The 13,059-nt window shown below is 61.1% G+C and carries 11 protein-coding genes; 6 read left to right on the plus strand and 5 right to left on the minus strand.

Annotated elements, in window-relative coordinates; all coding sequences use genetic code 11:
* Positions 1-232 precede the first annotated feature (232 nt).
* Positions 233-715 (minus strand): glutathione peroxidase, encoded by a 483-nt coding sequence (locus HX814_RS25875; protein WP_003208462.1) that lies wholly within the window; start codon positions 713-715, stop codon positions 233-235.
* Positions 716-850: 135 nt separating this feature from the next.
* Positions 851-1,336, minus strand: a complete 486-nt coding sequence (locus HX814_RS25880) for a peptidylprolyl isomerase (RefSeq protein WP_003208457.1) — start codon at positions 1,334-1,336, stop codon at positions 851-853.
* On the opposite strand from HX814_RS25880, the gene HX814_RS25885 reads away from it, so the two are divergent.
* The 3 genes from HX814_RS25885 to HX814_RS25895 are packed head-to-tail and all read left to right on the plus strand — an operon-like array spanning position 1,305 to position 4,703.
* Positions 1,305-1,643: a DUF3565 domain-containing protein gene (locus HX814_RS25885; protein ID WP_003208456.1), complete on the plus strand. Its 339-nt coding sequence runs from the start codon at positions 1,305-1,307 to the stop codon at positions 1,641-1,643. The two genes, HX814_RS25880 and HX814_RS25885, sit on opposite strands and share 32 nt — an antisense overlap.
* A 60-nt stretch (positions 1,644-1,703) precedes the next feature.
* The gene (gene pta, locus HX814_RS25890) at positions 1,704-3,803 is read left to right on the plus strand and encodes a phosphate acetyltransferase (RefSeq protein WP_003208454.1); all 2,100 of its coding nucleotides are present in this window, start codon (positions 1,704-1,706) and stop codon (positions 3,801-3,803) included.
* The gene (locus HX814_RS25895; protein WP_003208452.1) at positions 3,804-4,703 is read left to right on the plus strand and encodes an acyltransferase; all 900 of its coding nucleotides are present in this window, start codon (positions 3,804-3,806) and stop codon (positions 4,701-4,703) included.
* 168 nt (positions 4,704-4,871) lie between these two features.
* Here the strand turns inward: HX814_RS25895 and cysN are convergent, their stop codons facing one another.
* The 3 genes from cysN to HX814_RS25910 form a co-directional block, all read right to left on the minus strand.
* Positions 4,872-6,770 carry a sulfate adenylyltransferase subunit CysN gene (gene cysN, locus HX814_RS25900; protein WP_008432291.1) on the minus strand — a complete coding sequence of 633 codons (1,899 nt, stop codon included), beginning with the start codon at positions 6,768-6,770 and terminating at the stop codon, positions 4,872-4,874.
* Between the two features lie 9 nt (positions 6,771-6,779).
* On the minus strand, positions 6,780-7,697 hold the full coding sequence (gene cysD, locus HX814_RS25905; protein WP_003208447.1) for a sulfate adenylyltransferase subunit CysD: 918 nt from the start codon (positions 7,695-7,697) through the stop codon (positions 6,780-6,782).
* Between the two features lie 256 nt (positions 7,698-7,953).
* Entirely contained in the window at positions 7,954-8,712 is a 759-nt protein-coding gene (locus HX814_RS25910) for a Nif3-like dinuclear metal center hexameric protein (RefSeq protein WP_003208444.1), read from the minus strand.
* 103 nt (positions 8,713-8,815) lie between these two features.
* Between HX814_RS25910 and algW the strand changes: the two genes are divergently transcribed.
* The 3 genes from algW to HX814_RS25925 all read left to right on the plus strand — a co-directional run bounded on the left by algW (position 8,816) and on the right by HX814_RS25925 (position 12,922).
* Positions 8,816-9,970 (plus strand): Do family serine endopeptidase AlgW, encoded by a 1,155-nt coding sequence (algW, locus tag HX814_RS25915; protein ID WP_003208442.1) that lies wholly within the window; start codon positions 8,816-8,818, stop codon positions 9,968-9,970.
* A 108-nt stretch (positions 9,971-10,078) separates the two neighbouring features.
* Entirely contained in the window at positions 10,079-12,190 is a 2,112-nt protein-coding gene (locus HX814_RS25920; RefSeq protein WP_177010044.1) for a TonB-dependent siderophore receptor, read from the plus strand.
* A gap of 12 nt (positions 12,191-12,202) precedes the next feature.
* A complete protein-coding gene (locus HX814_RS25925) occupies positions 12,203-12,922 on the plus strand; it encodes a DUF4198 domain-containing protein (protein WP_177010045.1) in 720 nt (239 codons plus the stop codon).
* The last annotated feature ends 137 nt before the right edge of the window (positions 12,923-13,059 follow it).

Genomic DNA, 13,059 nt, shown 5'->3' on the forward strand with positions numbered 1-13,059 from the left:
GGATAATATGGAGTGTGCAGCGTGTTGGATAGCACTATTGATTGGGGTGATTAAGGGGTAAAAGCGGGAGGGCATGGGCTGCTTCGCAGCCCAGCGGGAGCAAGCTCCCTCGCCACAGCAAGCTCCCTTGCCATAGGAAACTCCCTGCCACAGCAAGCTCCCTTGCCATAGGAAACTCCCTGCCACAGGAAGCTCCCTTGCCACAGAAACTCACTCGATAATGCTGAAAGTATCAGCTCAATGCTTTTTCGATCGCCTGAATAATGGAGGGGTCATCCGGCGGTGTACGCGGCGAGAAACGCGCCAGCACCCGGCCGTCCTTGCCCAACAGGAATTTCTCGAAGTTCCAGGTGATGTCCCCGGGAAATTCGGCGCCCTCGCCCGCCAGCAATCGATACAGCTGGTGGCGATCGTGGCCATTCACCTCAAGCTTGCTGCCCAGGGGAAAGGTCACGCCGTAGTTGAGGCTGCAGAATTCCTGGATTTCTTCTTCAGTACCCGGTTCCTGCCCGGCAAATTGATTGCACGGCAGCCCGAGTACGGTGAAACCCTGGTCTTTGTATTGCTGATAGAGGTTTTCCAGCGCGGCGTACTGTGGGGTCAACCCACATTTGGAGGCGACGTTGACCACCAGCACGACTTGCCCCTTGAAGGGCGCCAGAGGCAGCTCCTGACCATCCAGGGCTTTGAGTTTAAGGTCGTGGAAAGCACTCATGACGAACTCCAGATATCCCATGTTCTTCGTAACGGCCATTCGAGATTACAGCCGCCAAGTCGGCAAGAATAGCCGCCAAATGAAAAAGGCGCCCGAAGGCGCCTTTTTCCAACTGACAGAGCGTCGCTCAGTCAATTAATGGTGGTGACCACCTTCGCCGTGCACGTGGCCGTGGGCCACTTCTTCCTGGGAAGCGTCACGGATAGCGACGATCTTCACCTGGAAGTTCAGGCGCTGGCCAGCCAGCGGGTGGTTGCCGTCGACGGTCACGTCGTCGCCGTCCAGGTCACGGATGGTGACGATTTGCATCTGGCCGTCCGGAGCGGAAGCGTGGAACTGCATGCCCACTTCCAGCTCGTCGACACCTTCGAACATGCTGCGGCTCAGGGTGCTGACCAGTTCGGCAGCGTATTCGCCGTAGGCATCTTCAGGTTCTACGGCAACGGTCAGTTCGTCACCGACCTCTTTGCCTTCCAGGGCCTTTTCCAGGCCCGGGATGATGTTACCTGCACCTTGCAGGTAGACCAGCGGCGCGCCGCCGGCAGAACTGTCGATGACCTCACCAGCGTCGTTGGTCAGGGTATAGTCAATGGAGACAGCCTTATTGGCGGCGATCGGCATGGGGCGAGACCTTTTGCAGAAGAATGAAGAACGGACAAGTCTAAACAAGGATTTGCCCGAAAGCGAACACAACCCGGACGGACGGGGTCGAACAACTGACCCGACGGTCGTCGGATTTCACCAGGACGAAGACCGGCACTGGGTCGTCGAGCTTTCCTGCGGCCACACCCAGCACCTGCGCCACCAGCCACCCTGGCAATCCCGGGCCTGGGTCACGGACCCGGCGCAACGCCTTGAAAAAATAGACAAGCCCTTTACATGCGGCTGGTGTGCGCAAGGCTCAGATAAAGATAACCTTGGCACCTGATTCCCGGTAGGCAGCCAGCCATAGGCCGCCACCGAAGCCATGCACCTCCAGAGAATTCGCATGCAGACTTTTTTTATCGCGCCCACCGATTTTGGTGTGGGTCTGACCTCCATCAGCCTTGGGCTGGTGCGCACCCTTGAACGGGCCGGGCTGAAAGTCGGCTTCTTCAAACCGATTGCCCAGCCGCACCCCGGCGACACCGGCCCCGAGCGCTCTACCGAGCTGGTGGCCCGCACCCACGGCCTGAAACCGCCCCAGCCTCTGGGCCTGGCCCATGTCGAACGGATGCTCGGCGACGGCCAGCTCGACGAGCTGCTGGAAGAAATCATCACCCTTTACCAGCAAGCCGCCGTGGGCAAGGACGTGCTGATCGTCGAAGGCATGGTGCCGACCCGCAGTGCCAGCTATGCGGCCCGGGTCAACCTGCACCTGGCCAAGAGCCTGGACGCCGAGGTGATCCTGGTCTCGGCCCCGGAAAACGAAGTGCTGACCGAACTCTCCGGCCGCGTGGAATTGCAGGCCCAGCTGTTCGGCGGCCCGAAAGATCCAAAAGTGTTGGGCGTGATCCTCAACAAAGTGCGCACCGACGAAAGCATGGAGGCGTTCTCGGCACGGCTCAAAGAGCATTCGCCGTTGTTGCGCAGCGGCGATTTCCGCCTGTTGGGCTGCATCCCCTACCAGCCGGAACTCAACGCCCCGCGCACCCGCGACGTGGCCGACCTGATGGGCGCGCAGATCCTCAACGCCGGTGACTACGAAACCCGGCGCATGACCAAAATCATCATCTGCGCCCGCACCATGCGTAACACTGTGGAGCTGCTCAAGCCCGGCGTATTGGTGGTGACCCCCGGCGACCGCGACGACATCATCCTCGCTGTCAGCCTGGCCGCCATCAACGGCGTGCCGTTGGCCGGCCTGCTGCTGACCAGTGACACCCTGCCCGACCCACGGATCATGGACCTGTGCCGGGGCGCGTTCCAGGCCGGTTTGCCGGTGCTGTCGGTGAGCACTGGCTCCTACGACACCGCCAACCAGCTCAACAGCCTGAACAAGGAAATCCCGATTGATGACCGCGAACGTGCGGAGATCATCACCGATTTCGTCGCCAGCCACCTCGACGCCCGCTGGCTGCACCAACGCTGCGGCACGCCGCGGGAGATGCGCCTGTCGCCGGCGGTGTTCCGTTATCAACTGATCCAGCGCGCCCAGGCGGCCAACAAGCGCATCGTGTTGCCCGAAGGCAGCGAGCCGCTGACCGTGCAGGCCGCCGCCATCTGCCAGGCACGCGGGATCGCCCGTTGCGTACTGTTGGCCAAGCCGGCCGACGTGGAAGCCGTAGCCCGCGCCCATGGCATCGAGCTGCCCGAAGGCCTGGAGATTCTCGACCCCGACCTGATTCGCCAGCGCTACGTCGAGCCGATGGTGGCCCTGCGCAAAACCAAAAGCCTCAACGCTCCGATGGCCGAGCAGCAACTGGAAGACACCGTGGTGATCGCCACCATGATGCTCGCTCTGGATGAAGTGGACGGCCTGGTCTCCGGCGTCATCCACTCCACTGCCAATACCATTCGCCCGGCCCTCCAACTGATCAAGACCGCGCCGGGCTGCACCCTGGTCTCGTCGGTATTTTTCATGCTGTTCCCCGAGCAAGTGCTGGTATACGGCGACTGCGTGATGAACCCGCACCCCAGCGCGGCGGAGCTGGCGGAAATCGCCCTGCAAAGCGCCGACTCGGCCGCCGCATTCGGTATCACGCCACGGGTGGCGATGATCAGTTACTCCAGCGGTGATTCGGCCACGGGCGAGGAGGTCGAGAAGGTCCGCGAAGCCACCCTGCTCGCCCACGAAGCCCAAAGCTCGCTGCTGATCGACGGCCCGTTGCAGTACGACGCCGCCGCCAACGAAAGCGTGGCCCGGCAACTGGCGCCCAACAGCCTGGTGGCGGGCAAGGCCACGGTGTTCGTGTTCCCGGATCTCAACACCGGCAACACCACCCACAAGGCGGTGCAACGCAGTGCCGATTGCGTCAGCCTCGGCCCGATGCTGCAAGGCCTGCGCAAACCGGTGAACGACCTGCCCCGTGGGGCGCAGGTGGACGACATCGTGTACACCATCGCATTGACCGCGATTCAAGCCGCCAACCGACCTATGGATGTCTAAATGCTGGATTTTCTACCTGCCGCCGTGCGCGGGGTGATCGCCTCGCTGTTGCTGGCGTTGAACACGATCCTGCTGTGCTCGTTCCTGTTTATCGTGGCGCTGTTCAAGGCGCTGCCGTTTGCCAAGCGCTTCAGCGAATGGCTGATGAACCAGACCCACGAAGCCTGGATCAGCAACAACAAGGCCTGGATGAACCTGGTGCGGCGCACCCGATGGCATCTGAAAGGCCTGGAAGGCCTGGACTATGAACACTCATATCTGGTGACCAGCAACCACCAGAGCTGGGTCGATATCATGGTGCTGCAATACGTGCTCAACCGGCGCATTCGCCCGCTGAAGTTCTTCCTCAAGCAGGAGCTGATCTGGGTCCCGGTGATTGGCTTGGCGTGGTGGACGCTGGGCTTCCCGTTCATGAAGCGCTACACCAAGGCGTACCTGGAAAAGCACCCGGAAAAGAAAGGCAAGGACCTGGAAACTACCCGCAAGACCTGCGCGAAGTTTCGCCACAACCCGGTGGGAATCTTCAACTTTGCCGAAGGCACGCGGTTTACCCCGGGCAAGCATGCACAGCAACAGTCACCGTTTCGCTACCTGCTCAAGCCCAAGGCCGGCGGCATTGCCTTTGTGCTGGATGCCATGGGTGAACAGCTGAAGTCGCTGGTGAACGTGACCATTCACTATCCTGGTGGGCGCCCCGGTTATTGGGATTTGCTGTGCGGGAATGTGAAGGACGTTGTCGTGCAGTTTGAAGAGGTGCAGATTCCGGCCGAGTTTATCGGCAAGAATTATGAGCAGGATGGGGAGTATCGGTTGGCGTTCCAGGGCTGGATCAACCGGTTGTGGGAAGAGAAGGATGTGTTGCTCGCCAAATTGCACACAGATTATCCCGCCAGTCACTGATCAAAATGTGGGAGCGGGCTTGCTCGCGAATGCGGTGTGCCAGCCTATACATGTGGCGGCTGACACTCTGCTTTCGCGAGCAAGCCCGCTCCCACATTTGACCGAGTTGTTTCCAAGGCCCCATAAAAAAGCCCGCCAACATGGCGGGCTTTTTTGCGCGCGTGAAGCTTAGATCGCGCCGCGCTGGCGCAGCAGCTCCAGCACTTGCTTGACGCTGTCTTCCAGCGACAACGCCTGGGTGTCGATCACCAGGTCCGCATTCAACGGTACGTCATACGGGAACGACTCACCCGGGATGTTATCGCCGCCCGCCGCGTACAAACCTTGCGGATCACGCTCGGCACACACCAGCGGCGAAGCCTGCACGTACACGGTCAGCAAACGATCACCGCCGATCAGCGCCTTGGCCTGTTCACGCCCTTCAGCATCCGGGGCAACAAACGCCGCCAACGTCAGCAAGCCGGCTTCGTTGAACTGACGCGCCACGTGCGCGGCACGACGCCAGTTCTCGGTACGCCCGGCACGGTCCTGCGGCAAGCCCTTGTTCAGGTCGTGGCGCAGGTTCTGGCCGTCCAGCACAAACACCGCACGGCCCATGTCGAACAGCTTGCGTTCAACCGCGTAGGCCAGGGTGCTTTTGCCGGCGCCCGACAAGCCGCTGAACAACACGGTCGCCGGTTGCTGGCCGAAGCGCTGGGCGCGTTCTTCGGTGGCCACGTGAGCCAGTTTGCCGTGCTGCGCCGCGCTGCCATGGGTCACCGGCGGCGCGATGATCATGCCCGCAGCCACGGTGCCGTTGGTCAAACGGTCGATGACGATGAACGAACCGGTGGTGCGGTTGCTCGCGTAACCGTCCAGGGCGATGACCGTGTCGAGGCTGACCTTGACCCGGCCAATCTCGTTCAACTGCAAGGCGCTCGCCGGGCCTTCTTCCAGGGTGTTCACATCCACGCGATGCACAATGCTGGTGATGGAACCCGGCACGTAGCTGGTGGCGCGCTTGATGTCGTATTTCTTGCCCGGCAGCATCGGTTCTTCAGCCATCCACACCAGCATGGCGTCGAAAGCATCGGTCACTTGCGGCACGTTGTCGGCATGCACCAGCAGGTCGCCACGGGAGATGTCGATTTCGTCTTCCATGGTCAGGGTCACGGCCTGGCCGGGACCTGCGTTTTCCAGTTCACCTTCAAAGGTGACGATGGATTTGACGCGGCTGCTCTTGCCCGACGGCAGCACCACGACTTCGTCGCCCTTGTGCACGATGCCGCTGGCCAGGGTGCCGGCAAAACCACGGAAGTTCAGGTTCGGACGGTTGACGTACTGCACCGGGAAACGCAGGTCGGTGTAGTTGCGGTCATTGGCGATCTCGACGGTCTCGAGGATCTCCATCAGCGACTGCCCGGTGTACCAAGGCGAACGCTCGCTCTTGTTCACCACGTTGTCGCCCTTGAGGGCCGACATCGGCACGAAGGCCAGGGTGCTCGGCTTGAACGCGATACCGTCGGCAAACTTCAGGTAATCAGCCTTGATCGACTCGAATACGCTTTGGTCAAAGCCATTGATGTCCATCTTGTTGACGGCCACCACGATGTGCTTGATGCCCAGCAACGAGGCGATGAAGCTGTGGCGACGGGTCTGGGTCTGCACGCCGTAGCGGGCGTCGATCAGGATGATCGCCAGGTCACAGGTGGAGGCACCGGTGGCCATGTTGCGGGTGTACTGCTCATGGCCGGGGGTGTCGGCGATGATGAATTTGCGCTTGGCGGTGGAGAAGTATCGGTAGGCAACGTCGATGGTGATGCCCTGCTCACGCTCGGCCTGCAGGCCGTCGACCAGCAACGCCAGGTCGATGTCGTCACCGGTGGTGCCGGATTTTTTCGAATCGCGGGTGATGGCTTCCAAGTGATCCTCGTAGATCATCTTGGAGTCGTGCAGCAGGCGCCCGATCAGGGTGCTCTTGCCGTCGTCGACGTTGCCACAGGTCAGGAAGCGCAACATTTCCTTGCGCTCGTGCTGGCCCAGGTAGGCGAGGATGTCCTCGCTGATCAAATCAGATTGATGCGACATGACAGCCCCTTAGAAATAGCCTTGACGTTTTTTATCTTCCATCGAGCCTGCACCATCGTGGTCGATGACACGGCCCTGGCGCTCGGAAGTTCGCGTCAGGAGCATTTCCTGAATGATGTCCGTCAGCGTCTCGGCTTCGGACTCCACCGCGCCCGTCAACGGGTAGCAGCCAAGGGTACGGAAACGTACTTTCTTTTTGACGATTCGGGCTTTGTCTTCGTCGGACAGGTGCTCGAGGATGCGGTCGTCGTCGATCATGATCAACGTGCCGTTCTTCTCGATCACTTCGCGTTCGGCGGCGAAGTACAGCGGGACGATCGGGATGCCTTCCAGGTAGATGTACTGCCAGATGTCCAGCTCGGTCCAGTTGGACAGCGGGAACACACGGATCGACTCGCCTTTGTTGACGTTGCCGTTGTAGACGTTCCACAGCTCCGGGCGCTGGTTTTTCGGGTCCCAGCGGTGCTTGCTGTCGCGGAACGAGTACACGCGCTCTTTGGCACGGGATTTCTCTTCATCGCGACGGGCACCGCCGAATGCAGCGTCGAAACCATACTTGTCGAGCGCCTGTTTCAGGCCCTCGGTCTTCATGATGTCGGTGTGCTTGGCGCTGCCGTGGGTGAACGGGTTGATGCCCTGCGCCACACCGTCCGGGTTGACGTGAGTGATCAACTCAAGACCAAGCTCTTCGACCATCTTGTCGCGGAACTTGTACATTTCCTGGAATTTCCAGCGGGTGTCGACGTGCATCACCGGAAACGGCAGCTTGCCCGGAAAAAAGGCCTTGCGTGCCAGGTGCAGCATCACGGCGGAGTCTTTACCGATCGAGTAGAGCATCACCGGGTTATCGAACTCGGCGGCGACCTCGCGGATGATGTGGATGCTTTCCGCCTCCAGCTGTTTCAGATGCGTCAGTTTGTCGACCATGGTTACTCACGGAAAAACGATCTTATGGACGGCCAGCGGGCCGTGTTCGAGCGGGGCATGCTAGCACAGCGCCTGATTCTATTGAGGGGGCTGGCTAGATCGAAACGGTATATCAATATACCGCTGGGTTTGGCCCGACTCGATCAAATGTGGGAGCGGGCTTGCTCGCGAATGCGGTGTGTCAGTCAATGCATATGGCGACTGATGCACCGCATTCGCGAGCAAGCCCGCTCCCACATGTGTCCGGTGGTGTTCGTTAGATCGGGTTTGGGCAATCGATGAAGAGGTGTTCGAGGGCGAAGCGTCGCGCCAGGTAATCACCCAACGCCTGTACACCATACCGCTCGGTGGCGTGGTGCCCGGCCGCGATAAAGCTGATGTCGTTTTCCCGGGCGCTGTGGAAGGTCTGCTCCGAGGCTTCGCCGCTCAGGTACAGGTCAACCCCGGCGAGCACCGCCTGGTCGATATAGCCCTGGCCACCACCGGTGCACCAGCCCACGCGGCGGATCATCTCGCTGCCTTCGATCAGCAGCGGCTCGCGGCCCATGGCTTCCTGCACGCGGCGGGCAAAATCACGGGGCGACGCCGGCTCGGCCAGGGAGCCCACCAGGCCGACGACCTTGAGGTTGTCCGGGTCCAGCGGGCCTTCGACGGTGATGTCCAGTTGCCGGGCCAGTTGCACGTTGTTGCCGACCTCAGGGTGCAGGTCCAGCGGCAAGTGATAGGCCAGCAGGCTGATGTCGTGCTTGAGCAGGGTTTTCAGGCGGCGCTGCTTCATGCCGGTGATGCACGGGCTTTCGCCTTTCCAGAAATAACCGTGGTGCACCAGCACCAGGTCGGCCTGGGCTTCGACCGCCGCGTCCAGCAATGCCTGGCTGGCGGTCACGCCGCTGACGATGCGCAGCACTTGCGGTCGGCCCTCGACCTGCAGGCCGTTGGGGCAGTAATCGGCGATTTTGGCACTATTAAGGTAGCGGTCCGCTTCCTCGACTAAGGTGCTCAGGGCAACGGCCATAAAAGACTCCTAAATATCCCGTTCAGAGGCGCTCACGGCCTCGTATAATGCGCGACATTATGGGCGCTCTCCCGCCCCCTGCAACCTGTCAGGATTTTTCTTCATGCTCAAGGCACTGCGTTTTTTTGGATGGCCATTGTTGGCTGGCGTGCTGATCGCGATGCTGATTATTCAGCGTTATCCACAACTGGTCGGCCTGCCGACCCTTGATGTCAACCTGCAACAGGCACCGCAAACCAGCGCGGTGGTACAAGGCCCGGTGACTTACGCCGATGCGGTGGTGATCGCCGCCCCCGCCGTGGTCAACCTGTACACCACCAAGGTCATCAACAAACCGGCGCACCCGCTGTTTGAAGACCCACAGTTTCGTCGCTATTTCGGCGACAACTCGCCCAAGCAGCGGCGCATGGAATCCAGCCTCGGCTCCGGCGTGATCATGAGCCCGGAAGGCTACATCCTCACCAACAACCACGTGACCACCGGCGCCGACCAGATTGTGGTGGCCCTGCGTGATGGCCGGGAAACCCTGGCCCGCGTGGTCGGCAGCGACCCGGAAACCGACCTCGCGGTGCTGAAAATCGATTTGAAAGGCCTGCCCTCGATCACCATCGGGCGCTCCGAAGGGCTGCGCGTAGGTGACGTGGCGCTGGCCATCGGCAACCCGTTCGGCGTCGGCCAGACCGTGACCATGGGCATCATCAGCGCCACCGGGCGTAACCAGTTGGGCCTCAACAGCTACGAAGACTTCATCCAGACCGACGCGGCGATCAACCCGGGCAACTCCGGCGGCGCGCTGGTGGATGCCAACGGCAACCTGACCGGCATCAACACCGCGATCTTCTCCAAGTCCGGCGGCTCCCAGGGCATCGGTTTCGCGATTCCGGTGAAGCTGGCCACTGAAGTGATGAAGTCGATCATCGAGCATGGCCAGGTGATTCGTGGCTGGCTGGGGATTGAAGTCCAGCCGCTGACCAAGGAACTGGCCGAGTCGTTTGGCCTGACCGGGCGCCCTGGCATCGTGGTCGCCGGGATCTTCCGCGACGGCCCGGCGCAGAAAGCCGGCCTGCAACTGGGGGATGTGATCCTCAGCATCGACGGCGAGCCGGCCGGGGATGGTCGCAAGTCGATGAACCAGGTGGCGCGGATCAAACCCACCGACAAGGTGGCGATCCAGGTGATGCGCAATGGCAAGGAAATCAAGCTGTCGGCTGAAATCGGCCTGCGTCCGCCGCCTGCACCGGTGAAAGAAGAGGAATAACGGCTTCGGGAGCCCGTTCGCGGGTTCCTGTTACCTAATATTTCAAAAGAAATTCATTCTCATTAGTCATGTTATATTGTTTCAATATCGCTATTGGAACGCTCTATCATGCCGTCTCGAAGATTTGCCCCGCTGGCGGGAATCGCCCTGGGTTTGCTGGTGGACCCGGCCTACGCCGAAGACACCGCCACCCTTGAACTGGAAGCCACCCGCATCACCAGCGAGGCGTACGAATCAGCCACCGGCCCGGTCAAGGGCTATCGCGCTACCCGCTCCGCCAGCGCCACAAAAACCGACACCGCCTTGCGGGATATCCCACAGTCCATCAGCGTGATTCCCGCTTCGGTACTCAACGACCTGGGCAGCACCAACGTCGAGCGTGCCCTTGAGTTTGCCGGCGGCGTGTCCAAACAGAACAACTTCGGCGGCCTGACGCTCTACGAATACAGCGTTCGCGGCTTCACCACGTCAGAGTTTTACGTGGACGGTTTCAGCGCCAACCGCGGTTACCCGAGCACGCCGGACGCGGCGAATATCGAGCGCATCGAGGTGCTCAAGGGCCCCGCCGCCAGCCTGTATGGCCGTGGTGACCCAGGCGGCACGGTGAATATCGTCAGCAAAAAGCCGCAGCCCGAGGCCTTCACCACACTGCAGACCAGCGCCGGCAGTTGGGACCGCTACCGCACCGCGCTGGACGCGAACACGCCGCTGGACAGCGAGGGCAACGTGTTATCGCGGGTCAACCTGGCGGTGGAAGACAACCACAGCTTCCGCAACCACGTTGAGGCCAAACGGGTCTTCGTCGCGCCCTCCATCAGTTGGCAACTGGACCCGGACACACACCTGCTGGTGGAAAGTGAATTCGTGCGTCACCGCTCCACTTTCGACCGCGGCATCGTCGCGCCCAACAACCGCTGGAGCGGCGTCTCCCGCTCGACCTTTCTCGGCGAGCCCGACGACGGCGATATCCGCAACCACAACAACCGCCTGCAAGCCAGCCTCGAACATCACCTCAACGATGCCTGGCAACTGCGCCTGGCCAGCCATTACAAACAAGGCAGCCTGTGGGGCAACGCCTCGGAAAACCGCCCATTGAGTGCAGATGGCCACACCCTCAGCCGCCGCTACCGCGAACGCTCCACCGGTTGGCATGACAGCATCACGCAGCTCGAACTGCGCGGTCGGTTCGACATCGGCAGTTGGCAGCACGAATTGCTGATCGGCACCGAGTACGAGGACTACCGCAAGAAAGAACGGGTGACCGCCATCGCCGGCGGCGATTACGCCATCGACATCTATGACCCGGTCTATGGCCAGCCCAAACCGAACGGCAAACGCTCCGGCACTGACTTTTTCGAACGGGTGAAAAGCCAGGCGCTGAACCTGCAGGACCAGATCATCTTCACCGACCGCCTGCGCGGGATGATCGGCGCGCGGTTCGAACACTTCGAGCAGCGCACCGACGACTTCAGCCGCAACCATGCCAAAAGCCGGCAGACCCACGATGCCCTGACCCAACGCGCCGGCCTGCTCTACCAACTGACGCCTGAAGTGGGCCTGTTCGCCAACGCCTCCACCTCGTTCAAGCCCAACAATGGCCTGGACGCCGGCGGCAAATCCTTCAAGCCGGAAGAAGGCGTGGGGTATGAAATCGGGATCAAGAGCGAGCTGTTCGACGACCGCCTGAGCACCACCCTCGCCGCCTTCCATATCGAGAAAGAAAATGTCCTGGCCCTGGACCCGGCTACCGACACACAGCGCGCCATGGGCAAGGCCCGCAGCCAGGGTTTTGACCTGCAACTGACCGGCCAGGTGACTGACGCCTTACGGGTGATCGGCGCCTTTGCCTACATCGACGCCGAAGTGACCAAAGGCGACAAAGCCATCCCCACCGGCAGCCGGATTCTCGGCGTAGCCAAACGCAGCGGCAGCTTGCTCGGCGTGTATGAATTCCAGGACGGCCTGCTGCGCGGCTCCGACCTCGGCGCGGCCTTTACCTACGTCGGCGACCGCTCCGGCGAAACCGGCAAAAGCTTTGAATTACCGGCCTACCACACCGTCGATTTGCTGGCCCATTACAAGGCCAGCGACAACGTCACCGTGGGCCTGAACCTCAACAACCTGTTCGATGAAAAGTACTACGAGCGCTCCTACAGCAATTACTGGGTCAATCCCGGCGAGCCGCGCAACTTCACCGTCAGCCTGACCCTCAACCTGTAAAAGGACGTCACCATGCAAGCCTTCAAATCCCTGGCCGTGCTCGGCCTGCTGTTTGCCACCCAAGTCTCGGCCCACGGGCTGTGGACCGAACAACGGCGCGGCAATATCGAAGTGATCTACGGCCACGGCGCCGAAGACAACGCGTTCAAGGCGCAGAAAATCAGCGGCGCCTGGGCTTATGACGCCAGCGGCAAAATGATCCCGGTGACCGTGGAACGTCTGCCCGACCATGCGCGCCTGAAGCCGCTCAAATCGCCGGCTGTATTGGCGGTCGCCCTGGATAACGGGATGTGGTCACAGACGCCTGACAAGAAGTGGATCAACGAGGGCCGCAGCAAGGTGCCGGGGGCGATTGAGTCGACCCAGACCTTCAAGTACAGCCTGGCGATCTACCAGCCGGGGGCGAAGTTGCCGCAGCTGGATCAGATCAAGCTACTGATCTTGCCGGAAGTTGATCCGCTGACGGTCGGCCCGGGTAAATCACTGCCGGTACGGGTGCTGCTGGATGGCAAGCCGGCGGCAGGAGTCAAGCTGATCGGAGACTATCGCAACGCACCGAACACCCTGAGCACCGAGACCGATAAAGACGGTCGCGCCCGGGTGCTGGTGAGAAATGAAGGATTGAATGTGATTGCGGCGCAGGTGGAAATCCCGCTCAAAGACAATGCTGATGTCGCGACTCGCGGACTGTTCAGTTCCCTGACTTTCCTGGGCGAGCCGCATCACGAGTAACCCCGCAAATCCAAAGTGGGCACAGTCAATGTGGGAGCGGGCTTGCTCGCGAAAGCGGTGTTTCAGTCGCTATCTTCATTAACTGACCCACCGTCTTCGCGAGCAAGCCCGCTCCCACATTTAGTCCTCACTCGGCT

This window comes from Pseudomonas sp. C8002, from assembly GCF_013385765.1.
Classification (GTDB): domain Bacteria; phylum Pseudomonadota; class Gammaproteobacteria; order Pseudomonadales; family Pseudomonadaceae; genus Aquipseudomonas.